The sequence below is a fragment of the Amycolatopsis lurida genome (assembly GCF_900105055.1).
Lineage (GTDB): Bacteria > Actinomycetota > Actinomycetes > Mycobacteriales > Pseudonocardiaceae > Amycolatopsis > Amycolatopsis lurida.
Window position 1 is genome coordinate 2,450,562 of the sequence record NZ_FNTA01000004.1, and the last position, 21,703, is coordinate 2,472,264.

Annotated in this window: 1 protein-coding gene and 1 pseudogene; both read right to left on the reverse strand. The window is 70.9% G+C overall.

Features of this window, described 5'->3' with window-relative positions; genetic code table 11:
- Positions 1-10: 10 nt before the first annotated feature.
- Positions 11-12,001, reverse strand: a complete 11,991-nt coding sequence (locus BLW75_RS16475; RefSeq protein ID WP_034313540.1) for a non-ribosomal peptide synthetase — start codon at positions 11,999-12,001, stop codon at positions 11-13.
- Between the two features lie 458 nt (positions 12,002-12,459).
- Positions 12,460-21,674: pseudogene (locus BLW75_RS43590) on the reverse strand (amino acid adenylation domain-containing protein); the annotation flags it as partial.
- Positions 21,675-21,703 lie beyond the last annotated feature (29 nt).

Sequence of the window (21,703 nt, forward strand, 5' to 3'; positions counted from 1 at the left end):
TCCTAACCACTCACGAGAACCCGGCCTCAAGCTGTTCCAACTGATCCGGGGAAAGCGCCACAAGCGAACCCCCTGCGGACTCCGGCTCCGGCTCCGAGGCGGTCTCGCCTTCGGGCGGGATCTCCTTGACGAGCGTCGCCAGCCGTTCCGGTGTCTTCTCTTCGAACACCTGCCACGGGCTCAGTTCCAGCCCTTCGCGGCGGGCGCGGGCCGACAGCTGCATCGAGATGATCGAATCGCCGCCGAGTTCGAAGAAGCTGTCGTCGGGCCCGACCTGCTCCAGGCCGAGCACCTCCGCGAACAGCTCGCACAGCTTCGCCTCCATGGCCGTGCGCGGGTCGCGGCCGGAGGACAGGCCGGAGAAGTCGGGTGCCTGGAGCGCTCGGTGGTCGAGCTTGCCGTTCGGGGTGAGCGGCATCTTCTCCAGCGCCACGAACGCCGCGGGCATCATGTACTCCGGCAGCCGTGCGGCCGCCATCTCGCGCAGCACCGAGGTAAGCGAAACGTCGGCCTCGTCCGCGGGCACGACGTAGGCCACCAGCCGTTTGTCGCCCGGCCCGTCGCGGTGCACGGCGACCGCGACCTGCGCGACGCCCGGATGTTCGGCCAGCACGTTCTCGATCTCCGCGGGCTCGACCCGATAGCCGCGCACCTTGACCTGCGCGTCGACCCGGCCGACGAAGATCAGCTCGCCGTCGGGATCCCAGCGGAACCGGTCGCCGGAGCGGTACATGCGCTCGCCCGGCGTGAACGGGTCGGCGACGAACCGTTCCGACGTCAGACCCGGCCGCCCGAGATACCCGCGGGCGAGTCCGGCACCGGCGATGTACAGCTCGCCCGCCACGCCCGGCGGCACCGGCTGCAGGTACGCGTCGAGGATGTAGTGCTTCACGTTCCGGATCGGGCCGCCGAGCGGGACGACCTCGTGTCCCGGCGACAACGGGGCGCTCATGGTCGAGCAGATCGTCGTCTCGGTGGGACCGTAGGCGTTGATGAACCGGCGCCCCGGCGACCAGCGGTCGACCAGCGCGGGAGTGCACACCTCGCCGCCGGTCAGCACGCCGCGCAGCGTGTCCGGTAGGTCTTCCTCGACCGCCAGCACGCTCGGCGACACCGTGAGATGCGTGATCCTCCACTGCCGCAACGCGTCGCCGAGGGTCGCCCGCGGCGGCATGCTCTCCGCGTCGGCCAGCACGAGGGTCGCACCGGCCAGCAGGGACATGTACAGCTCGGAGACGATGGCGTCGAAGCCGATCGCGGACAACTGCAGCACCCGCGAGGACGCCGTCACACCAAGGCGTTCGATATGCGCGGTCGCCAGGTTCCCGAGCCCGGAGTGGGTGACCTGGACGCCCTTCGGCACCCCTGTCGACCCGGACGTGTAGATCACGTACGCCGCGTCGGTCGTCTTCACCGGCGGCAGCACGACCGACGGATCCGCGGCGGGAAGGTCGTCCAGCAGCAGGATCTCGCCGGCGAACTTCGCCGGAACGACCGCCCGGGTAGCCGACGTGCACACCAGGACCTGCGGCGCCGAACTGGTCAGCATCAGCTCGATGCGCTCGGCCGGATAGTCCGGGTCGACCGGGACGAACGCCCCGCCGGCGAACGTCACACCCATCATGGTCACCACGAGTTCGGCCGACCGTTCGACCAGCACGCCGACCCGGGTCTCCCGCCGGACACCCAGCCCGACGAGCAACCGCGCCAGCGTCTCGACCTCGCCGAGCAGTTCGCCGTAGGTCAGGGTCCGCTTCGCGTCCTCGATCGCCACCGCGTCGCGCGACCGCTCCACCTGACGGCGGAACAGCACCGGCAGGGCCTCGGCCTCGAACGGCACCTCGGTCCGGTTCCACTCCTCGATCACCAGACGCCGCTGCTCGGGCCCGATCAGAGCGACCCGGCCGACGGGGATCCGCGGTTCGGTGACCACCTGGTCGAGCGCCCGGATGATCGAAGCGACGATCTCCTCGATCCGCGTCCGGTCGAACACGTCCGGCCGGTAGATGACCTCACCGTGGACGCCACCGCCTTCGGAAGCGCGGATGGACAACGGATAGTGCCCGGTGTCGTCCGGGATCCCCGCCGGACGCAGGGCGAGGACGTCGGGGTCGTCGGACGGCGGGGGCGGCGGCGGATAGTTCTCGAACACCACGATCGTGTCGAAGGCCGCGCCGGGACCGGCGAGCTGGTTGATCTCGGTCAGCCCGACGTGCTGGTGCGGCATCAGCGCGACCTGGCGTGCCTGCAGATCGGCCAGCATCTCCAGGAACGGCTGGGCGCCGGTGAGCCGCGCCCGGACCGGCAGCATGTTCATGAACAGGCCGACCGCGGATTCGACCCCGGGGATCTCGACCGGCCGCCCGGCCACCGTGGTCCCGAAGACGACGTCGTCGCGTCCGGTCAGCCTGGCCAGCAGAAGCGCCCACACGCCTTGGAAAAGCGTGTTCGTCGTGACGCCGTGACGCCGGGTGAACTCCATCAGGCGGCCGCTGAGGCCGGCGTCGAGCTCGAAGCGGACACGGTCCGGCTCGATGGGCACGGCGATCGTGTCCGGCGGCACCACGTGGGTCGCCTCGTCGAGCCCGGCGAGTTCGGTCCGCCACGCCTCTTTCGCGGCCGCCTTGTCCTGGCGGGAAAGCCAGGCGAGGTACTCCCGGTACGACGTCGGTGTGGGAAGCGACCGACCGTCTTCGTACGCCGCCATCACCTCGCCGAGGAACACCGGAAGCGACCAGCCGTCGGCCGAGATGTGGTGCGACCGGAGCACCAGCCGGTGCCTGCGGTCGGTGAACCGCACCAGATGCAGATGCAGCAGCGGCGCCTTCGCCAGATCGAACCGCTCGGCGTGGGATTCCGCCGCGAGCCGCTCGAATTCCGCCAGCGCCTCGTCCTCGGGCAAGTGCGACAGATCGGTTTCCCGCCACGGCACCGGGACGTCGCGGACGACGGCCTGGACGGCGGTCCCGGAGCCGAGGCGGTGGAAACCCGCCCGCAGCGCGGGATGCCGGTCGAGCAGGGTCTGCCACGACGCGCGGAACCGGGCGACGTCCAGCGGCCCGTCGAGGATGATGTCGCGGATACCGGCGTAGACGTCCGGGCCACGCTCGTCCACCGCGTGGAACAGCAACCCTTCCTGCAGCGGGGAAAGCGGCCAGATGTCGTCCAGGCTCGGGACGAGGGCTTCCACGTCCGTCACTTCCTGCTGCGTCAGCGAAATCAGCGGGAAGTCCGACGGCGTGTGTCCGCCCGCGCCGCCCTCGGTGTGGCGGGCGAGCCCGGTCAGCATGTCCAGCCACGCCTGGCCGAGCGCCTCCGCGTCGGCCTCCGTGAGCAGGCGTTCCGCCCAGGTCAGAGTCAGCGAGAACTCACCGTCGAGCACGACCGCGTCGATCTCGACGGCGTGCCGCAGCGGCAGGTCGTCCTCCGCCGTGCCGCCGATGGTCCCGGCCAGCTGCCAGGGTTCCGCCTCGCCTTCGGGCCGGGCCGAGAACCGCCCGAGGTAGTTGAAGCCGATCTCCGGCGACGGCAGCGCCGCCAGCGCCTTCCCGGTCTCCGGGTCGAGATACCGCAGCATCCCGTAGCCGAGCCCGCCGTCGGGCACCGCTCGCACGTTCTCCTTGACCTGCTTCAGCAACCGGCCAGGCGTGTCCGCCTCGGCGGTGTCCAACCTCAGCGGATGGACATCGGTGAACCAGCCGAGCGTCCGCGACAAGTCCATCCCGTCGAGGGGCTCACGGCCGTGGCCTTCGACGTCCACCACGACGGCGGTGCCCCCACGCCACTGAGTGACCGCACCGGCGAGGGTCGCCAGCAGTACCTCGTGGACGCCGCAGTGGAAGGCCGTGGTGGTCTTCTCGACGAGCACGCTCGCGCGATCCCGCGGCAGGGTCCACGACTTGCGCCCCGACGTGGCGATGGTGTCGCGCTGAGGGTCGAGTTCGCCGACCCGCGCCTGCGCGCCGTCGAGGATTCCCCTCCACAGCTCCAGTTCCCCGGTCCGCGACGCCGCCTGGCCGGCCAGCGTCCGCGCCCAGCGCCGGAACGAAACGGGCGGCGGATCGAGCACCGGTTCCTCGCAGGCCGCTTGCAGATCCGCCAGCAGGACACGCCACGACACCACGTCGACCGCGAGGTGATGGGCGGCCAGCACGAGCCGCCCCTCGGATCCCGCGTCCACCCAAACGGCCTGGAGCATCACGCCCGCGACGGGGTCGAGCCGTCCGGCGGCCTCGTGCGCGTGACGCTCCGCGATTTCGTCGAGGTCACCGTCTCCGGCCTCGACCCGCTGAAGCAGCGGCGCCGCGTCGACGGATCCGCGTTCCGCCACGACCAGGCGGGAATCGATCACCTGGCTCCGCAGCAGGTCGTGGGTGTCGATCACCGCGCGCAGACCGGCCGTCAGCTTCGGCTCCGTCAGGTCGCCGGGGACGCCCGCCGTCACCCACTGCGCCAGCGCGCCCCGCGACATCGCACCGGGATCGCGTTCGAGCAGCGCCCGCACGACCGGCGTCCACGGCACCTCGCCGACACCGTCGGTGACCTCGGCCTCCTGCACGCCGCGCTCGGCGACCGCCGCGAGACCCGCGGGGGTCTTCTGTTCGAAGACCTGCTTGGCACCGAAGACGAAGTCCTCGCGCCGGGCGCGGGCGGCCAGCCGCATCGACAGGATCGAGTCGCCGCCCAGTTCGAAGAAGCTGTCGTCCGCGCCGACCCGGTCCAGGCCGAGGATTTCGGCGAAGAGATCGGTCATGACACGCTCGGCCTCGGTCCGCGGTTCACGACCGGCCGGTTTCCCGGTGAATTCGGGGGCGGGCAGGGCGGCGCGGTCGATCTTTCCGTTGAGGGTCAACGGGAAGGTGTCCAGCACCAGCACCACCGCGGGCACCATGAACTCCGGCAGCCGCTCCGCGAGCCGGGTGCGGATCGCTTCGGATTCCAGTCCCGATTCCGCGGTGACGTAGGCGATCAGCCGCTTCTCGCCAGGACGTTCTTCCCGCGCCACCACGACCGCCTGCGCGACGTCGGGCAGTGCGGTCAGCGCCGCCTCGATCTCGCCCGGTTCGACGCGGTAGCCGCGGATCTTCACCTGGGAGTCGACCCGGCCGCCGAACAGCAGTTCGCCGTCGTCGGTCCAGCGCGCGAGGTCGCCGGTGCGGTACATGCGCTCGCCGGTCGCGAACGGGCTCGCGATGAACCGCTGCGCGGTCGCGCTGGCGGCGCCCAGATAGCCGTGCGCCAGACCGGCACCGGCGAGGTACAGCTCGCCGGTCACGCCCGGCGCCACCGGCTGCAGGAACGCGTCGAGCACGTACGCCTGCCGTCCGGCCAGCGGTCCGCCGATCGGCAGGACGTCGCCCGTCTCCGCACCGGGTTCGAGGACAAGCCACGTGGCGCACAGCGTGATTTCGGTGGGGCCGTACAGCTGCCGGAACCGAACGTCCGGGCAAGCGCGGCGCATCCGCTCGACCGAGGCGAGCGGCACCGCGTCGCCACCGGTCAGGATCTCCCGCAGCCCGATGAAGGATTCCGGCGCTTCCTCGGCCACCACCCGGAAAGTGCCTGCCGTCAGGTGGATCGTGGTGACCCCGCGTTCGACCGCTTCCCGCACCCGCTGCGCGTCGACCGCACCCGGTTCCGCGACGACCACGGCGGCTCCGCTCACCAGCGGCACCCAGATCTCGACCAGCGACGCGTCGAACGCGTGGGAAGCGTGCAGCAGCACCCGATCCCCCGGCGCCTGCGACCAGCCCGGGTCCCCCGCGAGCGCCGCGACACTGCCGTGCGGCACCGAAACACCCTTCGGCACGCCGGTCGATCCCGACGTGTACATCACGTAGGCCGTGTCGTGCGCGCCGACGGTGACCGGCGGCACCTCGTGCTCCGTCGCGCCCACGACGACCGGCTCGACGCCGTCCGGCACCGAGTCGCGGCTCGCCGCCACGCAGATCGCCAGCGCGGCACCGGAATCGGCCAGCATCCGCTCGATCCGTTCGGCGGGGTAGTCCACGTTCACCGGAACCTGCGCCGCACCGGCCTTCCAGACCGCGAGCAGGGCGACGATCAGATCCACACCACGTTCCATCACGATGCCGACGCGGTCACCGCGCCGCACCCCGCGCGCGGCCAGATATCCGGCCAGCCCGTCGGATTCCCGGTCGAGTTCGGCGTAGGACAGCGTGCGGTCGCCATCGACGACCGCCACCGCGTCCGGGGATTCCGCGGCCCGGCGCCGGAACAGCTCGGGCACCGTGACCCCCGTCGTCGCCTCGCCTGTCGCGTTCCACCGCCGCACCACGGATTCGCGTGCCGGTTCGCTGGTCACGCCGAGGCGTCCCACGGGAAGCGAGGCCTCCGCCGACACCCGCTCCAGCACCCGCACGACCTGCCGGGCGACCTCGGCCGCCGTTCCCGCCTCGACCCGGTCGGGCCGGTACGCCACACGGATCTGCAGGCTCTTCCCGGGCGAAACGCTCATGGTCAGCGGGTAACCGGTGCCGGTCCTGGTCTCGACCGAGCTGATCGAAACACCGCCGTCGTCGCCGAGACCGTCGGCGTCGTGCGGGTAGTTCTCGATCATCACGATGGTGTCGAAGACCGCGCCCGAACCCGCCGCGCGCTGCACCTGCGACAGCCCCAGGTACTGGTGCTCGGTCAACGCGGACTGCCGGGCCTGCAGGTCCTGGAGCATTTCCAGCACCGGCAGGTCGCCGTCGAGCCGCACGCGGACCGGGACGGTGTTGATGAACATCCCCACCATCTGTTCCACGTCCGGCACGTCCGCCGGGCGGCCGGAGACCACCGTCCCGAACACGACGTCCGTCCGGCCCGCGAGCCGCGACAGCACCAGCGCCCACGCGCCCTGCACGATCGTGCTCAGCGTCAGGCCGTGACCGCGGGCGAAACCGGTGAGCGCCCGCGTCGCCGCCTCGGACACCGATTCCGCGTGCTCACCCGGCACGACCATCGCCTTGTCCGCGTCGGCGTCCACCACGGTCGGCTCGTCGGAACCGGCGAGTTCCGTCCGCCACGCCGCCTGCGTCGCCTCGACGTCCTGGCGGCTCAGCCACGTCAGATAGTCCCGATAGGACGGTGTCTTCGACGGCGCTTGCCCGCCCGCGTACGCGATCGACACCTCACCCAGGACGAGCGGCGTGGACCAGCCGTCGAGGAGCACGTGGTGCGACGTCAGCACGAACCGGTGCCGCACCGGGCTCAGCTTGATCAGCATCAGCCGGAGCAGCGGCGCCTTGGTCACGTCGAAGCGCTCTGCCTGGTCTTCGGCGAGCAGGCGTTCGATCTCCGCGGCCGCGTCCGCTTCCCCGACGTGCGACAGATCGACCGTGCGCCATGGGATTTCCGCCTCGGCGGCGACGACCTGCACCGATTCGCCGGAGGCCAACTGGTGGAAACCCGTCCGCAGCGTCTCGTGCCGGGCGACCACCTGGTTCCACGCGGCGCGCAGCCGCTCGGCGTCGAGCGGCCCGTCGAGGTCGAGGATCCGCTGGCTCTGGTAGACGTCGACACCGTCGTCGGCGACGGCCCGCTCGAAGAGCATGCCTTCCTGCAGCGGCGAAAGCGGCCAGATGTCGGTCAGCCCCGGCGTCGCGGCTTCCAGCTCGGTCACGTCCTGCTGCGCCAGCTCGACGAGCGCGAAGTCGGACGGCGTGTGCCCACCGGCGGCGGAATCGGCGGCGAGCGCGTTCAGCGTCGCCAGCCAGGCCTCCCCGAGGCGTTCCACCGTGGCGGGGTCGACGTCCCGGCCGTCGATGGCAAGCCCCAGCCGGGGCCCGTCCGGCGTGTCCTGGACCTCCGCGCCGACCTCCACGGGGTGGGCCAGGATCATGTCCGGGCCACCACCGAGCGGCCCCTCACCCGCCGGCTGCCACGCCGGGTCCTTGGCGGAAAGGCTTGTCCGGCCGAGATAGTTGAAGCCGATCTGCGCGGACGGCAGCTCCGCGAGCCTGGCACCGGTGTCGGGGTTGAGATACCGCAGGAGCCCGTAACCGAGCCCGTCACCGGGAACCGCGCGGATCTGTTCCTTGGCGGTCTTCAGCAGGTCCCCCGCCGAGACGTCGAAGCGGACCGGGTGCACGCTGGTGAACCAGCCCACGGTGCGCAGCAGGTCTTCGCCGTCGGCGGCCTCGCGGCCGTGGCCTTCGACGTCCACCAGCAGCGCGCCGCTCCCGCGCAGCCGCGTCACCGCGCCCGCCAGACCCGCCAGCAGGACGTCCTGGATCCCGCAGTGGAAGGCGTTCGGCAGCCGGGTCAGCAGGTCGTTCGCCGCGTCGCCGGACACCGTCGCCGACCACGAGTGCGTCTCGCCCGGGCTCGGTTCCACGGCCGGTTCCGCGCCGTCGAGGAGGGCGATCCAGCGTTCGGTTTCGGCCACGGTGCGCTCGTCACGCGCCTGCTCGGTCAGCCGCCGCGCCCACTGCCGGTAGGGCGTCACCACGGGTTCGAGCGCCGCGTCTTCGTAGGCCGAGCGCAGATCCGGCAGCAGGATTCCCCACGAGACCGCGTCGACGGCCAGGTGATGCGCCACCAGCGCGAGCCGCCCCTGCCCGGTATCAGGTGAGTCGATCCACACCACGCGCAGCATCGCCCCGGCCGCCGGGTCCAGCGCGGCCGTCGCCGTCCGGACCTCGCGTTCGGCGGCCTCATCCAGGTCCTCTTCCACCACCCGGGTGACGAGGGCGGCCGCGTCCACCGCACCCGGCTCGGGCACGATCAGCCGCCCCGACTCCACCCGCGCCCGCAGCAGATCGTGCGTGTCCAGCAACGCCTGCACGGCCTTGACGAGCTTGTTCTTGTCGAATTCCGCAGGGGTGACGATGACCCGTGCCTGCGCGAAGCCGGGGCGGACGGCGTTGTCCCCGAGGGCGAGCATCACCGGCGTCATCGGGATCTCGCCGACCCCTGTGTCCCCTGTATCCACTGTGGAGGGCCGCGCCGGTGCTTCCTTGGCCAGCGCCGCCAGCCGTTCGGGCGTCCGGTGCTCGAAGACCAGCCGCGGCGTCAGAGAGATCCCCTCGCGCCTGGCGCGGGCGGCCACCTGCATCGACGAGATCGAGTCGCCACCCAGCTCGAAGAAGCTGTCCTCGACACCGACCCGCTCCAGCCCCAAGACGTCGGCGAACACTCCACAAAGGACTCGTTCGTCCTCGGTCGCGGGTTCGCGGCCCGCCGCCTTCGAGGAGAAGTCCGGCTCGGGGAGCGTCTGCCGGTCCACCTTGCCGTTGACGGTCAGCGGAAGTTCGTCCAGCACCAGGATCGCGGCCGGGACCATGAACTCGGGCAGCGTCTCGGCGAGCCGGCCGCTCAGGCTCGCCGGGTCGAGATCCTGCCCCGCTTCGGGGACGGCGTACCCGATCAACTGCTCACCACGGGCGATCACCACTGCCTGGGCGACCCCGGGCAGGCGGCCGAGCGCGACCTCGATCTCCCCGGGCTCCACCCGGTAGCCGCGGATCTTCACCTGGTCGTCGGCGCGGCCGGCGAACGCCAGCGTGCCGTTCTCCGTCCAGGACGCGAGGTCTCCGGTGCGGTACATCCGCCCGCCGGGCACGAACGGATCCGCGACGAAGCGCTCGGCCGTCAGCGTCGAACGGCCCAGATAGCCCTGCGCCACACCGGCTCCGGCGACGTACAGCTCGCCAGGCAAGCCCGCTGGTACCGGCCGCAGGAAGGCGTCGAGGACATAGACCCGCCGTCCCGCGAGCGGACGGCCGATCGGCAGCACCGACCCCACTTCGTCGCCGGGTTCCAGTACCCACCACGTCGCGCACAGCGTGGCCTCGGTGGGCCCGTAGAGATGCCGCACCCGTACGTCCGGGCAGGTCCGCCGCACCCGCTCGACCGCCGCGGGCGGCACCGCGTCACCACCGGTCAGCACCTCGCGCAGCCCGGTGACCGACTCCGGCGCCTCCTCCGCCAGCACCCGGAAGCTCCCGGCCGTCAGGTGAGCGGCCGTGACGCCGCCCGCCACGTAGCCGGCCAGCGCCTCGCCGTCCACCGCACCCGATCCGGCGAGCACCACCCGGGCGCCCGAGACCAGCGGCACCCACAGTTCGAACAGGGAGATGTCGAAAGCGTGCGAAGCGTGCATGAGCACCGCGTCGCCGGGGCCGACGTCCCAGCCCGGCTCACCGACCAGGGCGGCGACGTTCCCGTGCGACACCGCGACACCCTTGGGCATGCCCGTCGAGCCCGACGTGTACATCACGTACGCGACGTCGTCCGCCATGGCACCGATCGACAGCCGAGCGGACTCAGCGACCGCCCGCAGGGTCTCCGGATCGTCGACGACGATCGGTGCGAGACCGCCGTCCAGGACGGCGGCCCGATGCGCTTCCGTGCACACGACCGCCGACGGCTCGGCGTCCGCCAGCATGAACTTCACGCGTTCCGCCGGGTACGCGGGGTCCAGCGGGATGTACGCCGCCCCCGCCTTCCACACCGCGAGCAGCGTCGCGATCAGGTCGGGCGACCGGTCCATCACCACGGCGACTCGGTCACCGCGCCGGACGCCCTTGCCACTCAAGTAGCCCGCGAGCCGCTCGGCGCGCTCGGCCAGCTCCCCGTACGACAACGTCTCGTCACCGGCGACGAGGGCGATCGCGCTTTCGTCCTGACGCGAGAACAGATCCGGTGCCAGGACGTCCGGTTCGGCCTCAGCGGACACACCCCACCGGCCGACCGTTTCGCGCTCGGCCACGGTGGTGACGTCGATGTCGGCGACGGTGAGGTCGCGTGACAGCTGGCGCAGCACACCGGTGAACCGCTCGACGATGACTCGCGCGGCGGCCTCGTCGAACAGGTCCGTGAGGTAGTCGAGTTTGACGAGCATCGACTCGCCGGGGACGGCGACCAGCGTCAGCGGGTAGTGGGCCGCCTCCTGCCCCTGGTTCACGCGAATGCCGAAGGGCGCGGCGGAATCCGGCCCGCCGAGCTCGCGCGGGAAGTTCTCGAAGACGATCATGGTGTCGAAGCTCGCGCCGGGTCCGGCGGCCTGCTGGATGTCCGCGAGCCCGACGAACTGGTCGGGGATGAGCGCCGACTGCCGTCTTTGCAACTCCGCCAGCATCTCGACGACCGGCGCCGGCCCGCGCAGCCGCGCGCGCACCGGGACGGTGTTGAGGAACAGCCCCACCATCCCCTCGACGCCGGGCAGATCCGGCGGGCGCGCCGAAACGACCGCTCCGAACACGACGTCCGTGCGGCCGGAGAGCTGCGCGAGCACCATCGCCCACGCGCCCTGCACGACCGTGTTGAGCGTCAATCCGTTGCCGCGGGCCAAATCCTCCAGCGATCGGGTGAGCTCCGGCGGCAGTTCGACCGTGATGCTCTCGGGAATGCCGGGCGCGCGCCCCGGATCGGCGGGCGCCACCAGGGTCTGCGCTTCGAGGTCACCGAGTTCGTTCGTCCAGGCCGCGAGCGCCTTCGTCTTGTCCTGACGGCTCAGCCACGCGAGGTATTCGCGGTACGGCGTCACTTCCGGCAGCTCCGCCGCCGCGTACAGCGCCGACAGCTCGTCGAACACGATGGGCAGCGACCAGGCGTCCATGATCGCGTGATGGCAGGTGACCACGAGGCGGTGGCTGTCGTCACCGAGCCGGATCAACGTCAGCCGCAGCAGCGGCGCCGTCGCGAGGTCGAACCGCTTTGTCCGGTCCTCCTCGGCCAGCTCACGTACGGCCGCGTCGGGGTTTTCGAGGTGGGACAGGTCGATCTCGCGCCAGGGCAGTTCCACCTGCCGGGCGATGATCTGCACCGTCTCACCGGTTTTGCGCTGCCGGAAGCAAGCGCGCAGCGACGCGTGCCGCGCCAGCAACGCCTCCCATGCCGCGCGCAGCTTCGCCGCGTCCACGGGGCCGTCGAGCTCCAGGACCCAGTGTCCGATGTAGACGTCGAGCCCGTCACCGTCGTAGACCGCGTGGAAGACCAGCCCTGCCTGCAACGGCGACAGCGGCCAGATGTCCTCGATCCGCGACTGAGCCATCAATTTCTCCCTCGATCAGCGAAGTTCTTCGGCGAACCAAGCTCGAATTCCCCTGCGCGAAGCCGAGGCGCCGACGTCGAATGCGACATGTCCCCCCACCGAATCGTCGCCCGAAGGGCCGACCCGGACAACATGTCCAACGGCCCCGTTTTCCTGCCGTGAACTGTGGCGCGGGGATGAAAGTGACCTTCCCCGCGCCCGGTTCTGCCAGGAGCGGGGTGAAGGGGACTTTCACCGCGTCCGATGCGGCGAAAGTCCCCTTCACCCCCGCTAACCCCAGGCCCCTGGTGTTGCGAAAGCGAAAAGGGGTCGTGAGTGGCAAGGACGGTTCTAACCGTCCTAACCACTCACGACCCCAATGCGAAAACCGACCCCTACACGGTGTCGAACTCCGACTCCAATTCCTCGATCTCGTCCTTCCCCAGGTCGACCAGTTCGAAGTCGGCGGCGGGTTTCCGCGCCGCGGGGACCTCGTCCGGCTCCTCCCCCAGTTCGACGAACGACGCGAGCCCCGCCGGCGTCCGGTACTCGAAGACCTCCCGCGCGCCGAAGGTCATCCCCTCACGCCGGGCTCGCGCCGCCAGCTGCATCGAGACGATCGAATCCCCGCCCAGCTCGAAGAAGCTGTCGTCCGCACCGACTCGCGCCAGGCCGAGCATCTCGGCGAAGAGTTCACACAGCAGCCGCTCGATCTCCGTGACCGGTTCCCTCCCGGCGATGTGCCCGCTGAAATCGGGTTCCGGCAACGCTTTCCGGTCGACCTTGCCGTTCGCGTTCACCGGCAGCGCGGCCAGCGCCATCACCACCGACGGCACCATGTACTCCGGCAGCAGCCCGGCGATCCGGTCGCGCAGCCGCACCGGGTCCACCCCGGTGCCGGACACGATGTAGCCGATCAGCCGTCCGTCGCGGACCGCCACCACCGCCTGGTCGACGCCCGGCTGGTCCGCCAGCACCGCCTCGACCTCGCCCGGTTCCACCCGATAGCCGCGGATCTTGACCTGCGTGTCCGCGCGCCCGGCGAAGACCAGCTCGCCTTCGTCGTTCCAGTACGCCAGGTCCCCCGTCCGGTACATGCGCTCGCCGGACGCGAAAGGATCGGCGACGAACCGTTCGGCCGTCAACGCGGTCCGCCCGAGGTAACCGTGCGCGACCCCGGCGCCCGCGATGTACAGGTCGCCCGCGACGCCCGGCGGCAGCGGCCGCAGGAAGACGTCCAGCACGTACAGCCGCCGCCCCGGATGCGGTTTGCCGATCGGCAGCGTCGAGCCCAGCTCGTCGCCGGGCCGGATCACCTTCCACGACGCGCAGAACGTCGTCTCGGTCGGGCCGTAGGTGTGCAGGACACGCAGGTCCGGGCACGCCTGCCGCACCCGCTCCACCGCGCCGAGCGGCACCACGTCCCCGCCGGTCTGGAAGTAGCGCAGGCCCGCGAAACAGTCCGGTTTCTCCTGCACCAGCGCGCGGAACTGGCCGGCGGTGAAGTTCACCGATGTGAGGCCTCGCGCCGCGTGCGCGGCGAGGGTGTCCGCGTCGATCACGCCCGGTCCGGCGAGGATCACCCGCGCGCCCGCCACGAGCGGCACCAGGACCTCGTACAACGCCGGGTCGAAGGTGTGCGGCGCGTGCATCAGCACCGCGTCACCGGGATGCAGGTCCCACACCTTGTAGCCCAGCAACGCCGCGACGCCGCCGTGCGACACGGCCACGCCCTTCGGCGTTCCGGTCGAGCCGGAGGTGTACATCACGTACGCCAGATCGTCCGCTCCGACGGGTACCAGCGAGGCCTCACCCTCGACCGGATCGTCCACGAGGATCCGCGGATATCCGGACGGTGTCGCGGTCCCGGCGCGGCACACCACCGCGGCCGCCGACGAATCCTCCAGCATGAACGTGACCCGCTCGGCCGGGTAGTCCGGATCGATCGGCACGTACACCGCGCCGGCCTTCCACACCGCGAGCCAGGCCGCCAGCAGCTCCACCGACCGTTCGACCACGACCCCGACCCGGTCGCCACGCCGCACACCCCGCGCCGTCAGCACCGTCGCGAGTTTGCCGGACCATTCGTCGAGTTCCGCGAACGAATACTCCCGGTCCGCGGCCACGATCGCCGTCGCGTGCGGGGTCCGTGCCACCTGACGGCCGAACAACTCCACCGCCGACGACGCGTCGACGATGTCGTCCGTTTCGTTCCAGCGCTCGATCACCAGCGCACGGCCGGCCTCGTCGAGTACGTCCAACCTGCCGACCGGCGTCCCCGGCGCCGCGATGATCCGCTCCAGCACCAGGGTGAGCCCGTCCAGCGCCGCCTTGGCGACCGAGGCTTCGACGGCGTGATATTGCAGTTCGATCTCGAGGCTTTCACCCGGCATGACACCGAGGGTCATCGCGTACGGCGTCGCCTGGTTGAAGTCGCGCAGAGTCAGGCTGAGCTCGGACGGCGATTTGGCCGCCGGGTCGGCATAGTTCTCGAACACCACGATCGTGTCGAAACCCGCTTCGCCCAGCTTCTGGATCTCCGGCAGGCCGAGATGGTGGTGCGCCATCATCTCCGACTGCCGTCCCTGCAGTTCGGTCAGCATGCGCAGCACCGGCCGGCCGGCGTCCAACCGCACCCGGACAGGCACGGTGTTGATGAACAACCCCACGGTCTGCTCCGCGCCGGGCAATTCGGCGGGACGCCCGGAGACCACCGCGCCGAACACGACGTCCTGACGTCGCGCCAGCCTCGCCAGCACCAGCGACCACGCGCCCTGCACGAGCGTGTTGAACGTCAACCCGTTGCGGCGGGCGAACTCGGCCAGCGCGGAGGTGAACTCCGGCGAATGACGGACGACCTCGCTCGACGGCAGTCCGTGCGCCTTCCCGGGCGTCTCCGGAAGCCCGAGCGACGTTCCGTCGGCCCCGTCCAGTTCCGCGCGCCAAGCCGCCTTGGCGGCCTCCTTGTCCTGCTTTCCCAGCCAGGCGAGGTAATTCCCGTAGGAACCGGGGGCGCGCGCGACGCCACCCGTCGCGTAGACCTCCAGGAGATCCGCCTCGATGAGCGCCCGCGACCAGCCGTCGATGAGCAGGTGGTGGCTCGTGGTCACCAGGCAGTGCTTGTCCGGGCCTAGCCGGATCAGCATCAGCCGCAGCAACGGCGGCCGCGTGAGGTCGAACCGCGTGGAGCGTTCCTTCTCCGCGATCGCGGTCACCTCGGCCAGTGCGTCCACTTCGGACAGATGGGACAGATCGCGTTCGGCCCACGGCAGCTTGACGTCCCGCGGGATGAGCTGGATCGTCTCGCCGTTCTTCCGCCGCTGGAAGCTCGCCCGCAGCGCGGCGTGTCTCGCGAGGACGGTCTCCCAGGACTTCCGGAACCGTCCCGTGTCCAGGGGTCCGTCGATGATCTGTGTCTGCTGGATGAGATGGATGTCGGGCGCCTCGTCGTCCAAGGACGCGTGGTAGAGCATGCCCGCCTGCATCGGGGAAAGCGGCCAGACCTCGGCCAGTGCCGATCCAGAAGTTGTCGTCGAAGTGTTCACGATGCCCGGCCTTCGCTGAGTTCCGCTGCCAATGCTTCGAAGCTCTCGATCTCGTCCTGGTCCAATTCGAGGAGACCGAAATCGGATGCGGTGTGCCCGCCGGCGGCGGGGTCTTCCGCTTGGGAGGCCAGTCCGGACAACACGGCCAGCAGTTCCTGGACGAGTCGTTCGATTCCGGCGTCGTCGAACACGTCGTCCGACCATTCGAGCAGGATGATCAGTTCCGGCCCGTCCGGCAGGTCCTGGACGATCGCGTTGACGTCCAGCGCGTGCGGCAGCCGCATGTCCGCGTCGATCGAGCCGCCGATCTCGCCGACCTGCTGCCACGCCCGCACATCGCCACTCTCTCCGGCGGCGAACCGGCCGAGGTAGTTGAACCCGATGCTCGCCGACGGCGACGCCGCCAGCACCGGCTCGGTCTCGGCGTTGAGATGGCGCAGCAATCCGTACCCGAGCCCGTCGCCGGGCACCGCGCGCGACTGTTCCTTGACCGCCTTCAGCAACGTCCCGGCCGCCGCGTCACCGGCGAGCACCCCGTCCAGGTCAATCCCGGAGACGTCGAGCCGCACCGGATGCGTGCTGGTGAACCAGCCCACCGTCCTCGACAGGTCCATTCCCTCGGCGGGATGACGGCCGTGGCCCTCGACGTCCACCAGTACCGACTCCGACGCGCTCCACCGGGCCACCGCTCCCGCGAGCCCGGCCAGCAGGACCTCGTGCACGCCGCAGTGGAACACCACCGGCGCCCGTCCGGCCAGCACCGACGTCTCAGCCGCAGGCACCGTCCACGACCGCGAGCGCACGGCGCCCGCCGGTTGCGGCTGGTCCCCTTTCCCGAGGATCGCTTGCCACGCCGGGAGTTCCGCGACCCGCTCGGCGGAGACGGCCCACTCCTCCAGCAGCCCTGCCCAACGCCGGAAGGACACCGTCACCGGCTCCAGTTCCGGCTCTCGACCGGCGGCCGCGGCCTCGCACGCCGCTCGCAGATCCGCCGCCAGGACGCGCCACGAGACCCCGTCGACCACGAGATGGTGCGCCACCACGATCAGACGTCCAACCTGGTCCGGTCCGGCGTCCAACCACACAATTTGGACAACCACGCCCGCGGCGGGATCCAGCCGTCCCACGGCCTCCCGCGCCGCTGCTGCCTCGTCCAGTTCGCCTTCGACCTTCACCCGAGTAAAGGTCGCGGGAGCGCCACGCTCACCGACCACCAGCCGTCCGTCGGCGACCCGTGCCCGCAACATGTCGTGCGTGTCCAACACCGCCGTCAGCCCGGCCGCCAGCGTCTCTTCCGTCAGATCCGCCGGCGCGCCCAGGACCAGCCACTGCGCGAAGCCCGGCGCCGCCGCGCCGTCCCCGAACAGCCGCATCACCGGCGTCAGCGCGACTTCACCGATGCCGTCGGCGGAATCGCGCGATGCCTGCCGCGGCGCCAGCGTCACCAGCTGCGCTAGTCGTTCCGGAGTCCGGTGCTCGAACACCTGCTTCGGAGTCAGCGCGATGCCGTCACGACGCGCTCGGGACGCGACCTGCATGGACGAGATCGAATCCCCGCCCAGCTCGAAGAAACTGTCCTCGACCCCGACCCGCGCCAGCCCGAGCACCTCGGCGAAGACCTCGCACAGGATCCGCTCGGCCTCGGTCGCGGGCTCCCTGCCGACCGTCTTCGACGAGAAATCCGGTTCGGGCAACGCCTTCCGGTCGATCTTCCCGTGCGCGGTCAGCGGCAGGACATCGAGCACCATCACTGCCGCGGGCACCATGTACGCCGGCATCCGCTCGGCGAGTTCGTTTCGCAGCGCCTCCGGGTCGACGTCACCCGGCGACACATAGGCCACCAACCGGCCTTCGCGCACCGTCACCGTGGCTTGCGTGACCCGAGGATGGTTGGACAGCGCGAACTCGATCTCGCGCGGCTCGACCCGGAACCCGCGGATCTTGACCTGGTCGTCGGCCCGGCCGGCCGATACCAGCTCGTCCTCGTCCGTCCAGTAGGCCAGGTCGCCCGTCCGGTACATGCGCTCACCAGGGACGAACGGATCCGCGACGAACCGCTCCGACGTCAGCGCCGCACGACCCAGATATCCCCGCGCCACACCGATTCCCGCCAGATACAGCTCGCCGACGACGCCGCGCGGCAACGGACGCAGGAACGCGTCCAGCAGATAGCCGCGCACCCCGGCGATCGGCCCGCCGAACGGGATCACCTCGCCGCGCGGCGCCAGCGGCATGCTCACCGTCGCGCAGATCGTGGTTTCGGTGGGCCCGTAGGCGTTGAGCATCCGGCGGTCGGCCGAAAGGCGGTCCACCAGTCCCGGCGGGCAAAGCTCCCCCGCCGCGGTCACCGTCTCGACCCCGGCCGGGAACAGGTCGACGGTGGCCAGCACCGACGGCGGAGCCTTCACGTGCGTGACGTCCCACCGCTCCAGCGTGTCGCTCAGCGACGCCTGCGGCGGCAGATCCTCGTCCGGCGGCATCACCAGCGTCGCCCCCGAAAGCAACGCCATCATCACCTCGGACACGATGGTGTCGAAGCCGAGCGCCGCGAACTGCAGGACACGGGACGACGACGTCACGGCGAGCCGTTCGATATGCGCCATCGCCAGGTTGCCCAGGCCCGAGTAGGTGACGATCACGCCCTTCGGGGTTCCGGTCGATCCTGACGTGTAGATCACGTACGCCGCGTCGCGCATCCCGACCGTCGGCAAGACCGCCTCCGGGGCCGCCGCCAGGTCGATTCCGTCGAGCACGACGACGCGGTCCGCGAATTCCTCCGGCACCGCGTCGCGCGTCTTTCCCTGACACACCACCAGCATCGGATCGGCGCTGCCGAAGATCAGCTTCACCCGCTCGGCCGGGTACGCGGGGTCCACCGGGACGAAGACGCCGCCCGAAAGCGACACCCCGAGCATCCCGATCAGCCACCACGCGGACCGCCCGGCCACCAGTCCGACCCGGCGCTCGCGGTCGACGCCCGCCGCGCGGAGGACGGCGGCGAACCTGGTCGCGCGGTCCCACAGTTCCGCGTAGGTCAGGTCGCCTTCGCCGTCCGTGACGGCCACCGCGTCCGGCCGCTCGGCCGCCATCCGCCCGATCAGCTCCGGCAGCGGCTCGCCGTCGATCAACGCCGGTTCCCAGCGGGGCAACGGGATCTCGCCCATCCCGGTCCGTCCGACGAGCGCGGACGGATCCTCGACGAGCGCGCCGAGCGCTCCGGCGAACCAGTCCAGCAGGGAGCCGGCGACGGCCTCGTCGATCTGGCCGCGCCAGTAGGCGAGCTGGATCCGGAACTCCTCGCCCGGGATCACCCCGACCGTCACCGGGTAGTGCGTTCCTTCGACCGTGCCCAGATACGAGAACTGGTCGGCGAAGTCCCGCGGGTAGTTCTCGAACACCAGCAGCGTGTCGAACATCGCGCCGGGTCCGGCCGTCTTCTGGATCTCCGTCAGGCCCAGATGCTGATGCGGCATCAGCTCGACCTGACGCCGTTGCAGGCCGGTGAGCATGTCCACAACGGACTGTCCGCCGTCCAGCGAGACCCGCACGGGGATCGTGTTCATCATCAGCCCCGGCATCGACTCGACGCCGGGGAGTTCGGCGGGACGGCAGGCGACCGTGGTGCCGAACACGACGTCGGTCCGCCGCGCGAGCCGCGCCAGTACCAGCGCCCACGCGCCCTGCACCACCGTGTTGAGCGTCAGGCCGTGGTCGCGGGCGAAACCCGTGAGCCGGGTGTACAGCTCCGGCGCGAGATGGGTGACGCGGTAGTCGTAGTCCGTCGCCGTGTCCGACTTGGCGACCAGCGCGGGCACATCGATATCCGACAGCTCCGCCTGCCAGGCCGCGCGCGCCGCGTCCTTGTCCTGTCTGTCCAGCCACGCCAGATAGTGGCGGTACGAAGCGGCCGTCCGGTCCGGGAAACCACCTGACGTATACGCCTCGGACACCTCGTTGAGGATCACCGCCACCGACCAGCCGTCGGTCAGGATGTGGTGGTTCACCACCAGCAACCGGTGCCGGTCCTCGGCGACCGTGATCAGCACGAGCCGGAACAACGGCGCCTTGGCGAGGTCGAACCGGTCCCGCTGTTCCGCCGCGGACAGCGCCTTGACGGCCTCGTCGACATCGCTCGCGCCGGTCAAGTCGACCTCGCGCCACGGCAATTCGACGCGACCGGCGACGGCCTGCACCGCCTTGCCCGACGCGAGCCGGTGGAAGGTCAGCCGGAGTTCGGGGTGCCGGGCGAAAACCGCCTCCCAGACCGACCGCAGCCTGGCCACGTCCAGCGGTCCGGTCAGCTCGACGATCCACTGGGTCTGGTAGATGTCGGGACCCTGGTCGTCGAGGGTCGTCTGGAAGAGCAGCCCCGCCTGAAGCGGCGCCAGCGGCCAGACGTCGACGGCGTCCGGGACCGCGGCCGCCAGTTCCGTCTCGTCTTCCGCGGTCAACTCGACCAGGGGACCGTCGAAGGGCCGATCGGCCGGGGCGATGCCCGCCACCGCGGCGAGCCGCGCGGGCGTCCGCTCCCCGAAGATCTGCGAAGGCGTCACCAGCAGGCCGGCCTTCGCCGCACGGGCCGCGACGCGCACCGCGAGGATCGAATCCCCGCCCAGTTCGAAGAAGCCGTCATCGACACCCGCCCGGTCGATGCCGAGCACTTCGGCGAACAGTCCACAAAGGACACGCTCCGCCTCGGTGACGGGTTCGCGCCCGTCGGTCTTCGCGGTGAAGTCGGGCGCGGGCAACGCCGCCCGGTCCACCTTGCCGTTGCCGGTCAACGGCAAGGTGGCCACCGCCAGCACCACGGCCGGGACCAGATAGTCGGGCAGGACCGCTTGAAGCCGCTCGCGAACGAGCGCGGGCTCCACGTCCGCCACCACGTAACCGATCAGGCGGCCGTCGATCGGCACCACGACGGCCTCGTGGACGTCGGGCTGCGCGGTCATCGCGGCTTCGACCTCACCGGGTTCGATCCGGAACCCGCGGATCTTCACCTGGTCGTCGACGCGGCCCGCGAAGAGCAGTTCGCCGTCCGGTGTCCACTTCGCGAGGTCACCGGTGCGGTACATCCTCTTGCCCGGCGCGAACGGATCCGCGACGAACCGCCCGGCCGTCAGCCCGGGCCGGTCGAGGTAGCCGTCGGCCAGCCCGGCGCCGGACAGGTACAGCTCGCCGACCACGTCCGGGGCGACCGGCCGCAGCGAGTCGTCCAGCACCCAGGCCTGCCGCCCGGACAGCGGACGCCCGATCGGCAGGACCGCCACCGGATCGTCCTCCGGTTCAAGCACGTGCCACGTGGCGCACAGCGTCGTTTCCGTCGGCCCGTACAGATGCCGGATCCGCGCGCCGGGCGCGGCGTGGCGCACCCGGTCCACCGCGTGCGCGGGCACCAGGTCCCCGCCGGTCAGGATCTCGCGCAGCCCCGCGAACGACTCCGGTGCTTCCTCCGCCACCGCACGGAAACTGCCCGCGGTGAGATGCGCCCGCGTCACCCCGCCCGCGACCGCCTCCCGCAGCCGTCGGGCGTCCACCGGCCCCGGCGCGGCGATCACCACCCTGGCACCCGACACGAGCGGCACCCAGATTTCGCACAGCGACGCGTCGAAGGAATGCGGCGCGTGCATGAGGACCGCGTCGTCGGGTTCCATCGCCCAGCCGGGATCGCCCACCAGTTCCGCGACGCTGGAATGCGGGACGGCGACACCCTTCGGCTTGCCCGTGGAGCCGGACGTGTACATCACGTACGCCAGGTCTTCCGGGCTCGCCGGAGCGACCGCGACGTCGCCCGCGTCGTCCGTCACGACGATCGACTCGGTCCCTTCCGGGACGCTGTCGCGCGTCTCGGCCGAGCACAGCACCAGGGACGCGCCCGAATCCGCGACCATGAACGCCACCCGCGGCGCGGGATACGAGGCGTCCACCGGCACGTACGCCGCGCCCGCCTTCCAGACGGCGAGCAGCGCCACCAGCAGATCCGCCGAGCGGTCGAGCATCACCGCGACCCGGCGGGCACCCCGGGCGGCCAACCGGCCGGACAGCCTGCCCGCGAGCTCGTCGAGCTCGCGGTAGGTCAGGATCCGGTCCCCGTCGGCCACGGCCACCGCGCCGGGGGCCCGGCCCACCTGCCTGGCGAAGAGATCGAGCACCGTCGGTGCGGCCTGCGCTGCGGAACTCA